Source organism: Monashia sp. NPDC004114 (genome assembly GCF_053603855.1).
In genome coordinates this window covers 251,801-270,723 of record NZ_JBSGGK010000001.1, presented here as the reverse complement: position 1 = coordinate 270,723, position 18,923 = coordinate 251,801, and the positions used below count along the sequence as shown (strand labels likewise).

General features: G+C 66.3%; 13 protein-coding genes, 1 tRNA gene and 1 pseudogene. 4 read left to right on the top strand and 11 right to left on the bottom strand.

From position 1 onward, the window contains the following. Positions 1-241 precede the first annotated feature (241 nt). Entirely contained in the window at positions 242-1,087 is an 846-nt protein-coding gene (locus ACWEOW_RS01085; RefSeq protein WP_452267292.1) for a class I SAM-dependent methyltransferase, read from the bottom strand. 848 nt (positions 1,088-1,935) lie between these two features. On the opposite strand from ACWEOW_RS01085, the pseudogene ACWEOW_RS01080 reads away from it, so the two are divergent. Continuing rightward, a pseudogene (locus ACWEOW_RS01080) lies at positions 1,936-3,187 on the top strand (IS256 family transposase). A 189-nt stretch (positions 3,188-3,376) separates the two neighbouring features. Next, positions 3,377-3,452 (top strand) — tRNA-OTHER (locus ACWEOW_RS01075). Between the two features lie 139 nt (positions 3,453-3,591). On the opposite strand, the gene ACWEOW_RS01070 is transcribed toward ACWEOW_RS01075, so the two are convergent. The 10 genes from ACWEOW_RS01070 to ACWEOW_RS01025 all read right to left on the bottom strand — a co-directional run bounded on the left by ACWEOW_RS01070 (position 3,592) and on the right by ACWEOW_RS01025 (position 16,565). Further along, the gene (locus tag ACWEOW_RS01070) at positions 3,592-4,272 is read right to left on the bottom strand and encodes a tyrosine-type recombinase/integrase (protein ID WP_452267602.1); all 681 of its coding nucleotides are present in this window, start codon (positions 4,270-4,272) and stop codon (positions 3,592-3,594) included. Between the two features lie 735 nt (positions 4,273-5,007). Continuing rightward, positions 5,008-5,208 carry a helix-turn-helix transcriptional regulator gene (locus tag ACWEOW_RS01065; RefSeq protein WP_452267291.1) on the bottom strand — a complete coding sequence of 67 codons (201 nt, stop codon included), beginning with the start codon at positions 5,206-5,208 and terminating at the stop codon, positions 5,008-5,010. 359 nt (positions 5,209-5,567) lie between these two features. Further along, positions 5,568-6,311 carry a GntR family transcriptional regulator gene (locus ACWEOW_RS01060; protein WP_452267601.1) on the bottom strand — a complete coding sequence of 248 codons (744 nt, stop codon included), beginning with the start codon at positions 6,309-6,311 and terminating at the stop codon, positions 5,568-5,570. Positions 6,312-6,631: 320 nt separating this feature from the next. Next, positions 6,632-8,917 (bottom strand): cutinase family protein, encoded by a 2,286-nt coding sequence (locus ACWEOW_RS01055; protein WP_452267290.1) that lies wholly within the window; start codon positions 8,915-8,917, stop codon positions 6,632-6,634. A gap of 719 nt (positions 8,918-9,636) precedes the next feature. Then, positions 9,637-9,801 (bottom strand): hypothetical protein, encoded by a 165-nt coding sequence (locus ACWEOW_RS01050; protein ID WP_452267289.1) that lies wholly within the window; start codon positions 9,799-9,801, stop codon positions 9,637-9,639. Then, on the bottom strand, positions 9,798-10,451 hold the full coding sequence (locus ACWEOW_RS01045; protein ID WP_452267288.1) for a C40 family peptidase: 654 nt from the start codon (positions 10,449-10,451) through the stop codon (positions 9,798-9,800). The genes ACWEOW_RS01050 and ACWEOW_RS01045 overlap by 4 nt, the downstream gene beginning before the upstream one ends. Before the next feature lie 247 nt (positions 10,452-10,698). Then, a complete protein-coding gene (locus ACWEOW_RS01040; RefSeq protein ID WP_452267287.1) occupies positions 10,699-11,205 on the bottom strand; it encodes a hypothetical protein in 507 nt (168 codons plus the stop codon). A gap of 954 nt (positions 11,206-12,159) precedes the next feature. After that, positions 12,160-13,824 (bottom strand): amidase, encoded by a 1,665-nt coding sequence (locus ACWEOW_RS01035; protein WP_452267286.1) that lies wholly within the window; start codon positions 13,822-13,824, stop codon positions 12,160-12,162. A gap of 210 nt (positions 13,825-14,034) precedes the next feature. Continuing rightward, complete coding sequence (locus ACWEOW_RS01030; protein WP_452267285.1) at positions 14,035-15,408, bottom strand: MFS transporter; 1,374 nt, start codon at positions 15,406-15,408, stop codon at positions 14,035-14,037. 113 nt (positions 15,409-15,521) lie between these two features. After that, positions 15,522-16,565, bottom strand: a complete 1,044-nt coding sequence (locus ACWEOW_RS01025; RefSeq protein ID WP_452267284.1) for an ABC transporter substrate-binding protein — start codon at positions 16,563-16,565, stop codon at positions 15,522-15,524. A gap of 309 nt (positions 16,566-16,874) precedes the next feature. Between ACWEOW_RS01025 and ACWEOW_RS01020 the strand changes: the two genes are divergently transcribed. Together ACWEOW_RS01020 and ACWEOW_RS01015 are read left to right on the top strand one after the other, a co-directional pair. Further along, positions 16,875-17,522 carry a nitroreductase family protein gene (locus ACWEOW_RS01020; protein ID WP_452267283.1) on the top strand — a complete coding sequence of 216 codons (648 nt, stop codon included), beginning with the start codon at positions 16,875-16,877 and terminating at the stop codon, positions 17,520-17,522. Positions 17,523-17,527: 5 nt separating this feature from the next. Next, a complete protein-coding gene (locus ACWEOW_RS01015; RefSeq protein ID WP_452267282.1) occupies positions 17,528-18,913 on the top strand; it encodes an MmgE/PrpD family protein in 1,386 nt (461 codons plus the stop codon). Positions 18,914-18,923 lie beyond the last annotated feature (10 nt).

Here is an 18,923-nt window from a genome sequence, read left to right as displayed (position 1 = left end):
CCCCACCACGCGCGGCCGCCAAAACTTGGCCCTGCGTGATGAGACCTTGCGTCTGCCCGGTCGGGGCCGGCGATGAGTCGGCCCTGATGGTCGACTCGGCGTCTCGTCTTGCACTTAAAACGGTAGGTGTGGCGCGCTCGTTCGTCAAGCGGTTTAAGCAGTCTCGCTCGAGCCAGTTGCGGACCGCCCCTCGTTCAGGCTCAGGCGCGACGGTCCTCGGCCAACGCGGGATGCTCGCCTATCAGGATCGCGGAGTCCGTCCGAGAGCGAGCACCGTGGCTAGGTCGACATCTACGTGGCCACCGTCCACTGCCCGCCCGATTCCTTCAAGGAGCACCGTCAGCACCATCGGATCGAGCTGTCGGTGTGAGGAGAACGTCGCAACGAGACGCAGGTATGTCTCGACGTCGAAACGGATCACCCTGCGGAAGTCGGCCGTCTGGATATCTGTGTATAGGGAGGACTCACGCAACTCATCCGTATACCAGTACCTATCGGCCGGCACGCCACGCAGCTCAGGGTCCCCAAGCAGTTGAGGGGCGACATCCCTGTAGACGGCGTCAATCTTGGCCTCCATCTCGGGGTCAGCTAGAAGGTACCGGTGTCCGAACAGGGCCAAAGCACCACCAGGCGCCAAGACGTCTGCAGCCCTGTGGCATCTGGCCTCGGGATCGAGCCAGTGCCAAGCCTGTGCACAGTAGATGAGCGCCTGCGACTGTGAGGGCCACCAATCCTCAAAGGCATGGCGATGGACGACCACGTGTTCTGCCGTGAACTTGCTGGCGAGCCGATCGGCCATTGCAGGGTCGGGCTCAACGCAGGCCACACTGATCCCGGCCGCGATGAAGGCGGCTGTCGCCTTGCCTGTTCCAGCGCCTATCTCGACCGCCGAGTCCGGTCGCTGGGCATAGAGGAGCACTTCTGCGACGAGGGCCTGGTCGTACCCAGGGCGGACGTTGTCGTACTCTTTCGCCGACTCACCGAACAGGGGCCGAGAGCCTCGCGCCGTGCCCCCTGGCCACGTGTAGGACTCGATCGTCGGTTCGTCAGGCGACGTCGGCGTTAACTCTTCAAATCGCTTGTTCATCTGGTTCTCTCGCCCTTTCGTTGGTGGGGGTGCTCAAAGCATCCCGTGGCATGCTCGGTGTCGACCAAGTCTCGTCGAGATCATCTGGCCTCCGGACGGTTCGTCGGCCACGCGCGAGCCGACGTAGTGCACCAACCTGCGCCACCGCACACAAGACGCACGTCGCCAAGAACGCAAACTGGTCGGTGGCGAGCGCGTATGCTCCCCAGGGAGCTTGGAGCCCGAGCCCGAGCAGCCAGCCCCATCGGCGGTCACGGCTGGCGCCCTGCATGGCCAGCACTTGGCCCGCAGTCAGGACTAGGCACCAAGCGCCTTGCGCACCTGGTGTTGCAAGCACAGCGACCGCGGAGATCAGCGACCAGCCGAGCGTCACGGCTGCCGCGAGCGTGGGTCCAGCAGTCTCGCCCTGAGGCAGGCGGACTCGTGGATCGTCTGGGCCCCCGTGGGTGAGGCGCTCTCGGTTCCTGATCATTCTTCCGTCCTTCAAGACAAGCAAGGTCTCACCGCGGTGCGCCAGTCAGCGTCCGCGATGAGACCTTGCGTTTGCCAAAAAACACAAAACGGCCCCACCCCGCTAAGTCGCGGGATGAGACCGTCCGTCAGTCCTTTGGAGTAACGATGATCTGGGCAGAGGCCAGATCGTTGTCTCGATACTGCACGATCAGGTTAGGTGGCACAACGCGTCGGGTCAAGAATGGGCCAGCGATGCGGGTCCGACGGGTGACGTCCCGCCGGGTGGTGTAACTCCGGGCTGTTGATCGTCGACGGCGCGCCCCCGTACGCGTGCGGGGGCCATCGCGTGAGTCTATGGGTGTAACCGCCAAGTCCACGTGAAAGGAGATCACGCGATGGCCCTGGACCGGTCTGCCCTGTTGGAGGTGCTGTCCGCATTGCAGGAGGCCGATGGGACCGACCGGGTCCGCTAGGCGGCGGAAACGGTGTGCCAGGCGCTGATCGAGGCCGAGTTGACCTCTGTGATCGGCGCCGCTCCGTACGAACGCACCGAGGAGCGGACCGCGCAGCTCAACGGCACCGCGCCCGCGTCCTGACCACGGGAGCCGGTGATCTGGAGCTGCGGATCCCCACGCTGCGCACGGGCTCGTTCTTCCCGGCGCTGCTTGAGCACCGGCGCCGGGTCGACCAGGCCCTGTTCGCGGTGGTCATGGAGGCCTATCTGCAGGGGTCTCCATCCGCAGGGTCGACGACCCGGTCAAGGCGCTGGGCGCGGACACCGGATCTCCAAGAGTGAGGTGTCGCGGATCTGCGCCGACCTGGACCAGGAGGTCGGCTCGTTCCGCAACCGCACCCTTAAGGACACCGCCTACCCGTACGTGCTCCTCGAAACGACCTACTGCAAGGCCTGGGTGGACCGGCGGGTCGTGTCCAGTTCTCGGCATGGCGGTCGTGGTGGCCACCGACGGGCACCTCGAGGTCCTCGGGTTCGACGTCGGGGACAGCGAGGACGGCGCGTTCTGGACCGGGTTCCTGCGCTCGCTCAAGGCGCGCGGCCTGGGCGGGGGTGCAGCTGGTCATCTCCGACGCCCACGAAGGACTCAAGCAGTCCATCATCGCGGTGTTCACCGGAGCCGGGTGGCAACGCTGCCTGTCCACTTCCTGCGCAACGTGCTGGCCAAGGTGCCCAAGGGCAACGCCGAGATGGTCGCGGCCGCGATCCGCACGATCTTCGCCCAACCCGACAGCCAGCATGTCCACGAGCAGCTCGATGTGATCGCCGGCATGCTCGGCCGGCAGCTGCCCCGGGTCGAGGCAATGCTGCGCCGACGCGACCCAGGACATCCTCGCGTTTACCACGTTCCCGCAACCGCACTGGCGCAAGGTCTGGTCGACCAACCCGCTCGATCGGGTCAACAAGGAGATCGAGCGCCGCACCGGCGTCGTCGGCGTCTTGCCCAACCCGAGGCACTGCTCCGGCTCGCCGGGTCCGTCCTGGTCGAGACCCACGACGAATGTGCCGTGACCGAGCGCCGCTTCCTGCCTGAGGGCTCGATCACCGCCCTCACAACCACTGCTGCTGTCCAGAAGGTAGCCACACCAGAACAACTCACGGCATACTCAGCACCAGCAAAGACCTCGTGGTGACCGAGCTACACCACTCGAAGGGACGCCACCCGGCACCCAACGCCACGACTGCGTCTCCGCCTCGCCGGTCATAGGTTGCCGGACCGTCGGCAGCCTCACGTCGGTGTGCGGGCGTCCTCGGCACGCGCCGACTGACAGCGAGTATCTGTGCGGAATTCGTGGAGAAGTTCATGAGGGAGCCACGTTCGCGCAGGTCAGCGGCATGCAGACGGCGGACTGTAAATCCGTCGCGAAAGCTACGAAGGTTCGAATCCTTCACCTGCCACTCTGTGCTCAGAAGGGCCTCTGACCAGCGCAAACGCCGGTCCGGGGCCCTTCTGCTCGTGTCCGGTCGTCGTCGGGCCGGCCGGGCCGTCTGCGGGTGTCTGTGGCAAATACGTGGAAAAGTTTGGCCGCCGACATCGTCAGTCGGAGCTGCCGCGCAGGGCGCTGTCGATGCGTCGGCGCGCTAGCTCGTCCTGTCCAACGACGCACTTCGCGTAGACCCTGAGCAGGACATTGACGCTATGTCCGGCCCACGCGGCCACCTGGGTGGCAGGCACGCCCGCGTTGAGCCAGGTAGAGACGCACGCGTGGCGTAGGTCGTAAGGGCGCTTGGCCAGAGGGAAGGCGAGTTCGTGCGGCGTGAGAACTTCGCTGCGCGCCTGGTTCCACGCTCGGTAGACGGTGCCCATCGGTAACGGCTTGGAGAAGGGGCGAGGCAGTGGTCTGCCCATGATGCCGGTTCTGCTCACGAAGAGGCGCCCGTCGGGACTGCACTCGAAGCTCGCGAGGTGGCGTTGCAGGATCGCGACGAGCTCTGGGTGTGCCGGAACCTGGCGTGCCTCCTTGCGCGGACGATGCTTGAGCGAGCGGTCCTCATCGCCGGCGCCCGTGTCGGTCCATGCCGATGCCGACGACTGGGTCGAACCCTCGAGCGTGAGCTCCCCCCACCCGCTTGCAGGCAGGTGCAGATTCGAACGGCGCATGTGCCGAACTTCGGCCGGACGGAGCCCGGCGTAGTACAGACACCCGAAGAACGCTTCCAGCGATGGGTTCCTGCGTCGGACTGAGGAGAGAAGTTGCCTGGCTTGGGTTGGATTCACCACAACGCGACGATCGACCACCTCGGCGTGCGGCTCCCTGCGCCGGGCGACCTTGTCAATCGGATTGTTCGGGAGCCCCCCAGTTCGACGGCGTACGCGAGCGCGCTGTACAAGGCCGAGCGCTTACGTGCCCCGGTCGAGGATGCGGCCGAGGTCCCGTCGAGCTTTGTCGCGCAGGCCCGTAGCGCCAGCCGCAGGACTGTCGGGTCCTCCAGATCGCTAAGCGGACGGGAGTGCCTCAACATCCAGGCAATTGCACTCGCGGACTCGTCAGGCCGCGCGGCATCCTCGAGGGAGCCGCCTCGCTGCGAGGAGTTGAAGATCCACCCATAGAGCGCTCGACGCAGAAGGTCAGGATCGTGGCTCCTTAGGGGCGTGTCCCACAGGGCCATCGAGACGGTGGTCAGCGCCTCGGCTATTCCTTTTCATGACGCGCGGACGACTGCCTCCACTTGGAGTCAACGAACTCGCAAGCGTGCTCCAGCCAGCTGATCTCACGGAGGGCGGCCTGCATCGAACGAGGCAGGCCAGACTGGATGTCGAACTGCTCACCGTTCCTGTGGGCTGAAAGCAGTTCGGCGCGAAAGGTCTCGGCTGCCTTGGCCGTGGCGAAGGTCCGCCTCTGCGACTTGTGGCCTACCCGCCACCGAACGTTGTGGGTTGTCCCCCGCGAGCCCTTGTACTTCCGCGGGGACCAGACACGAACGTCATAGGAGACCGAGCCGGTCGGCATGCTCAGGCTGACTGCTCGAGCGACTCGAGCCATCGCTCGAAGTCGGCCCTTCGGATCCGGAGGTCTCCGTTGGGGAGCTTCAGGCACGGCGGAGCCTTCCGGGCTGCACGCCAGTCGTAGAACGTCGAGCGGGCCACGCCGAGCTCCTCGCAAACGTCCCTGACAGACATGTGTCTGGCCTCGATCTTCTGGTTGATGGTCATCGCTACTCCTGGCTCGTCGTCGTGCTCCGGCAACGGTCGGGAATGGGTCACCATCAGCGGTCGAGCGGTTCTGCCCGTGAGCGATCCGCTGCAGCCGAAGTCGGGCAGCTGAGGTCGGCGCCACATCGTCTCTGGCTGTGGCAGCCGCTGGCGTCTCCGTGGGACCAACGACGCGCCTAGTCAAGGCGGTCGATGAGTCGGCAACGCGACGCCACCTGGCGGTGCGAGGTCTTCAGCGCACAGCCCCACCGTTCGTCGAGCGGGATGGTCGACTCGGGAGCGTGGGTAGCGAGGTGTGACGTGCGCATCGACCACATAGGCCACTGATCGGGCGGGCATGTCGTCAGCTCGCCGCTGGGTCACCTCTCGGAGCCGACGCCTTCGGTCCGAGCGGCAGCGATGGCGTAGTGGTCGACCAACGTGACAAGGTCGGCCGGCCAGATCAACTCGGATACTTCGAGGACGTCGCCGTGTTCGTCGCTGGCTGTGTGGACCAGATGCAGGACGTGGGAGTGGAGAGGGATGTCGAATTCCTCGGCCTCGGCCTCGGCGTCAGTGGCGCGTCGCGCGGTGACCTCGTCGACTGCTGCGGTGTAGGTCCGTCCGGTGAGTTCCTCGACGATCAGGAACAGAGCCTTGGGAGGGGTTTCCGGCCTTTCGAGGATGGTGCCGGAGGCGAAACTTGAGGGCAGGTAGCTGGTGCCGATCTCGACGAGGTTGTTCGTCTCGTCGTACAGGTGAGACGTCCGGGTCACGGCCGGAATGCCCGGTTCGACGGTGAAGCACGAGGCGATGTGCTCTGGTAGCGGGGCGGTGCCGGCGAATGTCAGCTCTAGCCAGACGGTCGCGTCGAGCCAGTCGACTCGGCCGCCGGATTCGCGGTAACGGTTCCGTGCCCAGCGCCGCAGCCGCTGGCTGTCCCGAACGAAGGTGCCAATGCCGTGGCGCGAGTGGATCAGCCCTTCGGCGCGGAGAACGCTCATGGCGTGCCGCACGGTGGGGGCGCTCGTCCCGTGTGTGGCGGCGATGGCGGTCTCTGCTGGCAGCCTGTCGCCGGCGCGGAGGGCACCCTCGCGGATCTGGTCGCGAAGGTCGTCCGCGATCCGGTGGTACTTGGGCAGTCAGGCCCCGCGCTCGTCCATGCGTAGTGTCCTGATGCTCATGTTTGCTTGTGTTTGGGTAGGGACCCTAGCTGCCAGAAGGACCTCTGAACAATCCCGACATGCCTCCTTTAGTGCCCCGATGCACTCCTGAACAGGAGTCAAGGACAACTCGAGGAGGTACACCATGAAGCACTCTTGGCTCGAGGCGCTGTGCGCACGAATCCCGCGCACGAAAGGTGGGCATGCATGATCCGGATTGGACGCCGGTGTCGGTGAGCTCGACGATCGCGCGGTAGATCTCGTCCTGGAGGCCGAGGTCACTAATCATCAATTGTGGCGGGCACGGGGATCCAGGCAACGTCGATGTCGAAGTTCGTGTCGACCCGACCGCCAACTCCGGGCTGGAGTGTTGATACACCGACCGAGGACCCATTTGCCGCGATGGCGGGGTCGAAGGTCATGGCCCAGAGGGAGGAGCCGTTGGTTGAGAGCGTCGTGACGCCATCAGCGACGCGCCACATGACGACGGCCTCACGCTCCGCACCTCCGGGGGAGGCTGCTCGGCCTGTTATGTAGGCGACTACCGACCCGTCCCAGGACGAGGTCACCCAGGCCGGCGCCCAGTCACTGGATTCCGATGAGAGCTCTACGGCCTCGCTGGTCAGGAGGTCGATGCGGATGAGCTTGCTCGTGTAGGTCGTGTCGGAACCGTCGCCGGCCAGGACACGAACGCCGGCCAAGAGGTAGCGGCCATCACCTGAAACGTCGGCGTTCTGCAGAGCCCAGTCCTGATCGGTGATGACCGCGCTAATGTCGCGACGAGTTCCGTTGTCCCATACGGCTATTTTCGCCGGGCCGTTGTTGCGGAAGTCGGACGACATGGAAGCCACGACTGAGCCTGAGGCGGACATCGAGTACCAGCCGCCATACGGAAGGGAAGGGTTCTCGAAGAGGGTGATCTCGCCTGTGGAGACGTCCTTCACGTACAGACCCGACCGCGCGACGCCCCCCGACACCAGATTCGTCGACTGCGACTTGAAGGACGCATAACGCCCGTCGTGTGAGAGTCGAACGTTGTGATCCAGGTATGTCCCCCGGTCGGCAGGTGTCCCAGCCGAGCTGGAAGTCACCAGCTCGACCTCGCCAGTGTCCAGACTCCGCACATACAGCTGCTCGCCTGGTGCGGTCCTTCCGTCTGGAGCGTCCTCACCAGAAGCACCGAAGATGACGCGGCGGCCGTCGACCGATAATGGGCAGCCACTGTTCTCGACACCGTGGGGCAACGGCTGTCCGTTCGCAGCGAGGGATGCCAGCGTGACGTTGCGGGTCGTCATGTCGGTCACGAAGCAACCGGTGGTTCCAGGCGTTTGGCCCAGCTCCGGCGAGGACGAGATCCAGGAAACCTTCGCCCCGTCGCCCGACAAGGACGGCCACCGTGCGTAGTACGACGATGCCCAACCACTGGGGCTTAGTGATGCCAGCTCCGGCCCGGTCGGCAGTCCCGGCGGAGGCGGGGGCGGTGGTGGCGGCGGAGGTGGGCTTGGGCTGGAGACCAGGATCCGCAGCTCGCCGGGGATAAACCGACCGTCCTCGCCCGCGACCTCGATGTCGATGAAGCTGGTCCCGGCCCGAGGTGGTGTGCCCGTGACCAGCCCCGAACTGGACAGGGTCAACCACGCCGGTGCCGGTGACGAGTCAACCAGCCGGTAGCGCATGTTCTCGGGCCTCACGCCGTCAGCCTGGAGCTGGTAGGCAATCGGGACGTCAACCGTGGCGTTCACGTGTCCGAACCTGGGGGCCGCGACACGACGGACCTTGCTCCCTGCGACCCTTGCTGCGGTGCGGACCTCGACCGACCCCGTGTAGCTGCCGTGGACTTGCCTGGCCGCACTGCTCAGGTCTCCACGGAAGTCGCAGATGACGTCACGGTCGTTGCACACCGTGACGGTTTGGGGGATATGGGTCGCCAGGATCTCGCCGACTCGCTGTCCGATGGCCGCTCCGATCGGGGAGTTTGCGATGCCCTGGCCAGTCAACTTGGCGCTGCCGTACAACGTCATCCTGGTCCCGCGAACGCGATCCCCATCCGCGATGAGAACGGAAGCGACGATCCGGTCGGGATCGTGAAGAGCAGCTTGAAGCACACGGTGCATGACCATTGCGCCCTGGCTATAACCGAGTAACACGTACTGTTCCGAAGGGCATTCGTCCGCGCGGTTTTCAAGCCAGTCCACGACCAGATCTCGGCCATGGTTCAGTTCGCCGAAATACTGCGCAAGGTCAAGACCGGGCCAGATCAAGTCAGTCGGGTTCGCGTTGTACTCGACCCATTGCATGCCGACATCGCGCTCGTCACCCTGCTCAACAAGATATGACACGAGCTTGTCCGCCGCGTACTGAACCTCCGGGCCGAAGCCTCCGTCGAGATCTGCAGCCTGCCCAGATCCGCGGGCGCCCAGCAGCACAACATCATGACACTCGGCGCCTACCGCATGCTGTCCGATATCGGCCGACGCGTGCGAAGCTGCCACAAGCGTGGACACTGCCAACGTCAGCGAGCTGGCAATCGCGGCGAACGCCGCACGGCCCCTGTGCAGTCGAAGCATTGGTCCCCCTTCACATCGCTTCGGCAAGGCACAGGCAACCACAGTCTCGGAACGCATGCCACAGGTTTGCCAATATCCCCAACAAAGGCCTGGGCGGCCCACCCTACCTCGAGTAGCGCCGCTCATCAGGGTCGCGTATCACTTCGGACGACATCGGTGAGGGTGGCTCGTCGCCTCAGCCACCTTTCAGGGCTGGAAACGGCAGCCTGCTGAGGTGGGCGAACTGAGCCACGTCCGCTGAGGCCCTCACCATCGATGGGCCGCCCCGAACGGACCAGCGGCAGGGCCGCCACGGATGGCACCCCTCTGCGCGGGTTCGCGGTACTGACACCCGACGCCCTGGCCATCGGAATGTGGCGCGCGGGACGCAAGGGATGGGTGAGCGATCGAGTTCTACCCGAAAACGGAAGGCCGGCGGTCGACTCCTCGCCTGGCGCCATCGGAACCATTCACGAAAGTCCCGTTAGCAAGGGGTGCAAGACCCACTACCGTTCGAGCCGCTCTGGCGACCACCCCACCCGGCCTTTCTCAGCGCTCGACACACGACCATCCTACGAAGAAAGGGCGCCGCGCCTCCGTGCGTTTTCTGCCGCGTACGCCTTTCTCCGTGGAGCGTGACAACTCCATTGACGGGGGCCAGCGACCCGGCCGTCTAGTCGGGCGTCGCCTTGTGCAGTCCGCTGCAACCACTGAGTACGGGCGGACGGCGTGTAACCCGCCTACGCGACGTGGCGAAGGCCCGCGAGACCGTCCGATATGAACGACTTGAGGGAGACGACACGGACGACGTCGCCGGTGGGGGGCGCGTTGACCATGAGGCCGAAGCCGATGTACATCCCGACATGTCCTGGAGCCGCCATGGTGCCGAGGGCTCCGGAGATCATGACGAGATCGCCGGGAAGCAAGGCGGCGAGAGAGGTCGGCATGCCGTTTCGAAGCTGTTGGCCGACGACCCTGCCGATGGAACGCCGCCGCGGATCCAAGCTTGCTGCGTGAGGCCAGAGCAGTTGTATGCGGCGGGTCCGTTCCCGCCCCACAGGTATGGCTTGCCGGGCTGAGCCAGAGCGAACGTGACGGCCATCTGTGCCTGCGGGCTGGTGCCAGCGGGGACTGCGTATCCCGTGGGCAACCCATGGGATCCGTCGATCCCGGGTGGGACCGCTCCGGGTTCGGCGGCATCGCAGGCGAGTTCGGGGGTGTCGCCGGTCATCGACGAGAGAACGCCGGCCGCGCGCTGGGCTTGGCGCTGGTAGTTCTCGCCGACGACGCTGGACCGTCCGTTGGCCTGCGTGGGCACTGCGGTGAACGCTGACCGCTGAACCATCTGGGCGGCATACCAGGGCGTCATGTCCTGCCAGCCCGGTAGCGCCAGCAGCGCGTCGAGGAAGAGCTGAGTCGACTCGATCGGACTCATGCGCTGGGCCGCCGTGCCCCACCCGGGCCGCTGCTGGAAGTGGCCAAGGGAGTCGTGGTCGAAGCCGACGCCTTGGTTGGGGTATGCCGCTCCGGTGGGGTCGTTCGGGTTGGCGAGCACTCGCAGATCTGACTCCGCCAAGGCCACCAAGACGGCAACGAAGGCGGCGCGTTCGCCACTTCGCTGAGCCGCGACCGGATAACCTTAGTGGAGGAATCCGCCAAATATGGGCGTCGCCTGACGACAGACAGCACCAAGCAGAAGGCGCGACCAAGGTCACCACGCGCGCGAGCGAGAGCTGCTCGAGGAGCCCACTCGCAGCGTGACCGCGGCACAGCCCCGAGCCAGGTGCCCTGCCGGGCCCGGCTCAGGTGGCGTAATAGTACTGCCGCACGGCGGCCTGCCACTTGAGAAAGACGTCGGACAACGACCGTTCCTGCGATCGAGTATCACTTTGTTGCGGCATGAGGTGCACGAAGACGTCGGAGACTCCCGCGTCGAATACGCCGCCGTCGATGCCTGGTTCCTTGAAGATGAGAAGGGGAAGGCGCAGGCCGAAGAGGATCCCGGCTTCGAGATGGTTCCACGGGGTAGGGAACGGTCTCTTGCTGCCGTGTCGGCGCTCATCTTGCGTTTCACGCTTGTAGGTGCCGTCGTCGGCCAGAAACTGCTCGAAGCCGAGGATGATTCCGCCGGCACAGTGCCTCGCGATGATGAGCACCTCGCGCAGGGGGAACTCGGTCGGGTAGTCGGAACGGCCGAGCGCGCGCGGTTCCAGGCTGTAGCGGCGGAGCTGGCGCTCGACCAGCTTCCGTGACTCGGACTGCGCGGGACTCAGGTCAGTCGGGCAGGACACGAAGACCGGGATATCCACGCCTGCACCTCCGTCTTGTCATCTCTCTGGTTTGGCAAGGCTTACTCGTCAGTGTCCTCCGTGTCCAGAACGTATTCACGCGGTCCAGGGAATGAGCCCACCAGCACGCAACTGCCCGGGATCATGGGCCGTGCTCACACCAGCTTGCCCTCCTTGACCAGCTCACGGACGATAGGGACTCGAGGAACGCACGGTCGACTGCGCGTGAGCTGTGCACGCCGTACCGGGCGGCCACCTGCGAGGGGTCTGGCCATCGGTGAGCAAGGCGGCGATGACAAGTCGAGCCCTTTGACATGGCTGAGCATCAGGCCGCCCAAACCGGTCGCTCGTGACCCGAGACAGAGTGTCGCCGACGTCCTGAGACCGGACACTTCACCTGCCACCATGTGTTCAGAAAGGGCCTCTGACCAGCGTAAACGCTGGTCGGAGGCCCTTCGGCTCCTGTCCGGCTGTGAGCGGTCCGGCGGGGTCGTCTACGGGTGTCTGCGGAGATAACGCGGAGAATCCGGGCTGGCGTGGACCTCCTTAGCCTGGGTTTCGCCCCACGCGGCTGTGAGAGCCCTGGAGATGCGCAGCCTCGCCGCCTCCTGCCGTCCGACCACGCATTTGGCGTAGACGCGCAGCAGCACGTTGACGCTGTGTCCGGCCCACTCAGCGACTTGCGTAGCTGGGACGCCGGCCCGCTACTTCCGGCAGCGAATTCCCTTCTTCAGCCCCTCTGTCTCTGCGGCGCCCGGGCGACGCTGCCAATGAGAGTCACGGACTCGAAGGAAGGACAGCCGCTGATACGAGCGACCAACCCAAGCAGCTGAGACCAAGCCTGCGCGGGCACCGGTCCTACCGTCGATGAAACACGTAGTCAGCCGCGGATAGCGGGCCCGCCCGTTGCGGATGCTCGACTGTGAGCTACGGGGGCCCGCGCTGATGGCCGGGCCCCCGGCAGGGTGACAGGACCTACTGTGTCGGTCCCGGGACCGTGTTCAGGTCGTGGTTGATGATTCTGCCGCCGTACGCTTGGGCGAAGTCGTAGGCGTATCCGAGCATCTCGGCTTCGCTGTACCGCTTGTCGACGATGATCAGGTTGAACGGCTTGCCGCTGGCGTAGGAGCCGTCCGGGACAACGACGCCCGGCAGCTGGGCCCAGTTGATCTCCGAGACGGTGGTCGCGGCGATGGTGCCTCCGAAGATCGGGCCCTGCTCCTGGTACTGCTGGGGGTAGATCAGCGCGTCGAGATGGTTGTCGTCCATGACCTTGTTGAAGATCCGCAGGTACTGGTCGCGGTAGGCCTGAACGGCGGTCAGGTCGGGCGCCACATGCGCGCCCGCGAGCATCCCATTGATCCGAGTGTCACTCGCGAAGCCATGGGTGTCCGCCCAGTCGTTGAGCTCCTCGACGGAGTGGACCGCCGCGCTCGGGCCGAGCCGCTCGAGGTACTGCTCGATCCCCGGGTTGTTCAGCCCCGACGTTGAGGGGCTCGCGGTCCGCAGCTCGGCGAAGCCAGATCCGGCGAAGGGGTCCTCGACGACGGTCGCGCCCTGCGCCTCCAACTTTGCCACGGCGTCGGCGTAGAGCCTTGCCGTCTCCGGCGACAGCTGCCCCGTGCTGCCCGAGCGCCAGCCGGGGCCGAAGAGGCCGATCCGTTTTCCTTCGAGCGCATGAGTCGACAACTGCGAGGTGTAGCCACCATCGGGCACGATCGCGCCGCCGGTCTTCGGGTCGTCGGTGGTCGGGCCCGCCATGACATCGAGCATCAACGCCGCGTCCTCAGGCGACTGCGCGAGCGGACCGATCACGTCACGCCAGGCGCCGGCGAGCGGAAAGTTCCCGGTCGTGGGCACCAAGCCGAATGTCGGCTTGACGGCGTAGAGGCTTTCAGCGGAAGCCGGGTTCTGGATCGAACCGCCCGTCTCCTCTGCGAGGCCCGTGACGGCGAAGCCGCCTGCCACCGACATGGCCGACCCGCTGGAGGAACCGCCCGGCGCCCACGCCTTGTTCAGGGCGTTGTACGTCGGCCCGTACGCGCTGTTGTTGGCGTTGTTTCCACTGCCCGCGAGAATCGGCAGATTGGTTTTGCCGAGGAAGACGGCCCCAGCGTCACGCAGCCGACCGACCACGGGTGCATCCTTCTCCGGGATCAGCGATATGCCGCCGGTGATGGGCGAGGTCAGTGGCCAGCCAGAGGTCGTTGCCATGCCCTTGACGTCCATCGAGTCCTTGATGACGATCGGCACACCGTCGAGCGCGCCCACGTCTGCCTTTCCCTTCTTGCGACGCGCGTCGGACGCGGCGGCGTCCCCCAGGGCATTGGGGTTCATCTGTGTGAAGGCGTTGTAGTACGGCTCGAACTTCTCGATGCGCGCGAGGTAGGCCTTTACCAGGTCGACCGAGGTGAACTTGCCGGTCTCCAGCCCCTTCAGAGTCTCGGCGAGGGTGAGTGTCGTGGGGTCGGGAAACGCGAGGTTGCCCCAGCCGTTGCCCTGCGACTGTCCGAACGCGGAGTCGCCGGGTGAAGCCGACGCGCTGGCGGTGGAGGCGACGCCGAGCACGCCGGCGGCGAGAAACGCACTGGCGGCGATCCCGACGGTGGCGGTTCGGCGCCTGCGCCTTGAGTTGTCCATGAGTAACGTCTCCTGATCGGCGGAAGAGTGTGACGTCTCGGACACTAGAGACGCCCGATTGCGCTGCCGTTAAAGGCGATCGCGCCACAGGTTTCGTCGATCTCACCTCGCAGGTTCCAAAGCCCGACCCACGAGCTCGGCCTGGCCTGCCTCGTCCTCGAGTTGCCTACGACGATCCCGCGGCCGAGTCATGCCGTTCCCGCGCACGGGTCAGGGCACCCGGAAATCGGGGGGCGCTTCGTCATGAGGGTCGTCGATTCGGCGGATCAGCTCACCGCGGCCCCAGGCCGCCAACGCGAGTCCGGAAACCAGGATGACCAAGCCCGCCCCGGTGACGGTCGCTCGTGGTCCGACCCGGTCCGCGATCCAGCCTTGGACCACGGCTCCGATCGCGAAGCTTGTCGATACGAGCATGATGCGGACGGCGAGGACGCGCGCGCGTAGATGATCCGCCACGATCGTCTGCATTGCGGTGTTGGCGACCGCGAACCCTGCTAGGAAGCACGAGCCCACGACAAGAAGCGCCAGACTGCCGACCAGGACGTGGCGGGCGAGGCCGAACACCACCTCCATCAGCCCGTAGAGCGGCACGGCGACTCCGGCCAGCAGGGCGCGGCTGAAACGGCGACCAGCGACCAACGGGGCCGCGATCAGGGAACCAACCCCGAGCAGGGCGTTCAAGATGCCTAGGGCCACGGGGCCGACCTGGTAGACGTCGCTGGCGAAGACCACGGTGAACCCGAAGATCGGGTTACCGACAAGGCCGATGATCAGCGAGATCGCGATCGCCACCTGCAGGCCGGGCTGAGCACGGACGTAGGCGACCGCGGCTGCGAAGCCACGAACCACGCCCACCCGTGGCGACGAGACGAGTCCCGCGGGCTCAGGACCCTGCCCCACCGCGACGAGGGCCACGATGACGAACGCAAAAGTGAACGCATTGAGCATGAAGGCCCAACCCGCCCCGAGACCAGCGAGAACCACACCGGCCAGGGCCGGCCCGATCGCACGAGCTGCGTTGAACTGGAGCGAGTTCAAGGTGACGGCCGAGATCAGGTCCTCACGTGGCACGAGGTCGTTGACGAAGGCCTGCCAGCTCGGCATGTTCAGGCCCTGCACGGTCCCGCTGACGGCGACGCACGCGACGATGGCCAGTGGGGCGCGCACCCCCGCGACCCACACGAGGAACAGGCCGACGGCGGCCAAGGCCATGACCGACTGGGACACGGTGAGGATCCGCCGACGGTCATAGCGGTCGGCCAGCGCCCCTCCCAGCGGTGCGGCGAGCAATGTTGGCAGGAACTGAAGAGCCGTCGCCGCCCCGACCCACAGCGCGCTGCGGGTGATGTCGAACAGCACGAAGGGGACGGTGAGGTTCGAAAGCCAGGTGCCTGTGTTCGAGGCCAGGGCGCCGCTCCAGAAGGTGAGGAAGCGGTGGTGCCGAAGAGCCCGGAACGGACCGCTCGACGCGCGGGCCGAGCCGCTTGCCCGCCGCCGGCTAACGGGAGGGACCCGGCGTGTGCGCGCCGTCCCGTCCCGAGAAGCGATCGGCGCGGCGGATGGTCGGGGCGGCGGACTCCTCACGAGCTGTCGTTTCGGTCATCATCATCTCGTCACGTCGTTTGCCGAGTTCGCGACTGTCCCGAGGTGGAGGTGGGGCTACCCGCCGACCCCGGGACAGTCGCTGCTGCGATGCCTCAGTTGGACTGTGGCTTCATCCCCAGCAGGCCGAGAAGGCGGGCGTAGTCAGGGTCGGTCGCGACGAGCTTCCTGCCCTGCACGATCTTGCCCGTCGGGGCGGCCTGACACTGCGGGATGGGCCTCTCGAACGGAGCCTTTACTCCCGTCTGTCCGGGCGGACCCACGGCCGAGCACATCGCCGCCATCCCCTCGGGCGACTCGCGGAAGTTGGCAAAGACGAGAGCCGCGTTGGGGTGTGGCGCGTTCTTGAACACGCTCAGGAACCCGATCGACTGCACGACAGGGTCGGTCAGTACCTTGAACGCGATCGGGGCGCCCTTGTTGGACAGATCCGTGATGAGCATGCCGGACTGTGGGAACCCGATGGAATGTGCACCGCTTGCGATCTCTTGGGCGGTCGGCGTCCCGCCGTTCACCATCTGCGGGTTCTGAGCGGCGACCTTACGGACGAAGTCGTCGCCCAGCGTAGAGGCGACCGCGTCGACCCACGAGAACATGGTGTCCGAACCGCGAACATCGATCATCGCCACCTGGTTCTTGAACTCGGGCTTGAGCACGTCGGACCAGGTCTTCAGCTCGTCACCGTTGACCTTGTCGGTGTTCCACGTCACGACCAGGAACTGTTGCTTGTTCGCCACCCAGGTGTCGGACTTCATACCGGACGGCCACTTCTCGGACGCCAGCACCGGCATGACCGAGGGGTCGAGCTTGAGGAACCAGTCCTTGTTCGACTGCAGGTCTTGGAAACCGCTGGCCAGCACATCCTGTGCATGGATACCGGACTCCTGCTCCGTCGACACCCTCGCGGCGAGGTCGCCGCTGCCCTGGAGCACCTGGACCTTGATGTCGGGGTACTTCTGGTTGAAGGCCTTGACCACAGCGTTGTTCAGGGTTGCGGAGTCCGTCGAGTAGTAGACGATCTCGCCCTCCTTGTTCGCGGCGGCCTCGATGGCCGCCCAGCCAGCGGCCCGCGCCGTGCCACCGGTGCTCTCGGGCACTTCGGTGCCGCTACATCCGGCGAGCGCAAGCGACGCGCTCACCACGGCCACACTGCCGGCAAGCCGACGCCGGCCACCGGGACCACGTGTCAGGCTGCGCGTCCTCATCGGACGCAGCCTTTCAGCGCTGGGCTGCACGCCCGCGCCTGGATCGGCCGGCAGGCCGAGAGCCCTAGCTCCGTGAGGAGATCCGAGCTACACCATACGCTCGTATACAGATGCATGCCATTACGCTAGCCATGTGGCTCGACCGCCGCAAGATACAGACGTACCAAGATGCATACGCTTGTGTACCGGGGCGACCGGGGTCCACGAGGCGGATGAAAGGGCTGGCCAATGAAAGGACCACATATGTCAGGTGAACCATCCGCCGACGAGGTGCTGCGGACCACCAGAGCGGTTCGACGTCGTCTCGACATCAGCCGACCGGTGTCGCGTGAGCTGCTGGAGGAGTGCCTCGAGATCGCCATGCAGGCTCCGAGCGGCTCCAACCGCCAGGACTACGTCTTCGTGTGCGTCTCGGATCCGGACCAGAGAGCGGCGATCGCCGATGTCTACCGGCGCGCCTACGACAATGCGGGAAAGGTGCCGATCCAGTACGAGGCGGGTGACATCCGCGGTCCCGCGCAGGAACGCCTGTTGGCGACCGGCCAGCATTTCAAGAAGATCCTGGGCCACGTGCCCTGGATCGTGGTGCCGGCGATCCGTCGCAAGCGATCAGCGGACGCGGACAGTCGCGAGCTCGCCAGCCTCTACGGCTCCGTGCTTCCGGCTTTCTGGAGCTTCATGCTCGCCGCGCGCGCCAGGGGCCTGGGCACCTGCTTCACCACTCGCCACCTGGCCTACGAGCGTGAGGCGGCCGACATTCTCGGCATCCCTTTCGACGAGGTCACGCAGGTCGGCATGACGCCCGTCGCTCACTACACCGGCACCACCTTCAAGCCGGCCGCGCGGCTCCCCCTCGAGGAGATCGTCCACTACGACCGCTGGGACCAGTGACCGCGATGGCGCGGGCAACGGCCGCGACCCGACTGGCTGAGCTGTGGGGCGGCATCCAGTTCGCTGACCTGCCCGGGCCCGCGCAGCAGCGCGTGACGGAGGTCTTCATCGACACCGTGGCTGTCCTGGTCGGAGGCGGTCGGGAGCCCCGCCAGCGTGAGCTCGCCGAGTCCGGGTGGTTCGGGCACAGCCCTGATGGACCCTGCACCGTCCTGGCGACCGGCGGAACTGCCGCCGCCGTGGGGGCTGCGATCGCCAACGCCTGCTGCGGGAACGCCCAGCTGCTGGGGGAGGGGCTGCGTATGCCGGGTGGTCATCCGGCGATCCACGTGGTGCCCGCGGCTCTGGCAGCGGCGGAGCAGATCGGCGCGACGACCCACGAGCTGATGAGCGCGCTCTTCGTCGGGTACGAGACGGCTGCCCGGGCCGGGCTGGCCGTCGGCACGATGCGCGAGGAGCTCCACCCCAACGGCGGCTGGAGTGTCATCGGTGCGGCGGCCGGTGTCGCCCACCTCGTCAGTGGAGGGGAGCCGGCCTCGATCGCTCGTGCGATCGAGGCCGCAGCCGGCCTCGCGGTGTCAGGCCCGTTCGCGCTGGGCCGTCACGGCGCCGATGTCTACCATCTCGTCATCGGCCTCGGCGCGGGCATCGCCGTTTCTGCCGGCGCGATGGCGGGCCTGGGCTGGACCGCCGTCCCGGGCACCCTCGAGGACTTCTTCGTCCCGCGCACGAGCTCTCCGAGGTTCACCGTCGACTGGGCCCAGATCACGCGCACCGAGCCCGCGCACCCCGCTGTCCTCGACGGCTACATCAAGCTGTACCCGGTCTGCGCTCACGCCGCGTCGGCGATCGACGCAGCCGCCGCTCTGGCCGACGAGCTGGCATCGACGCGCGACATCCGCGCCATCGAGATCCGCTGCGCAAGCCCCGCCGCCGCTCGGCTGACTGCGGTCGCCCCACCGAACCTCTTCGCCGGCCGCTACAGCATTCCGTTCCTCTGCGCAGTGGCTCTGAGCCGCGGCAGGACCGGCGTGATCCGTCTCGAGGAAGGTGCGCTGTACGACGAGGAGGTGAGGCGTCTGAGCCGTGCCACGGTCGTGGTCCATGACCCGGCCCTGCAGCTCGACCACCCGGAGGGGAGTCCGGTGACCGTGAAGGTCACGGGGGAGGACGGCCAGAGCATCGAGGCGTCCGTTGTGACACCACTTGGTGAAGCGGCCAACCCCTTGACCCGGGAGCAGCTGAGCGAGAAGGCACTCGGACTGCTAGCCCGCCGGTTCGGGGGCTCAGCCGTCAGCGTTCTCGGCGAGCTGCGTGCCGCGGTCGAAGGCAACCAGAGTGTCTCCGAGATCTCACGTCTGCTGCGCGACGGGGCCCGCCCGCATGAGTAGGGACCCGTCG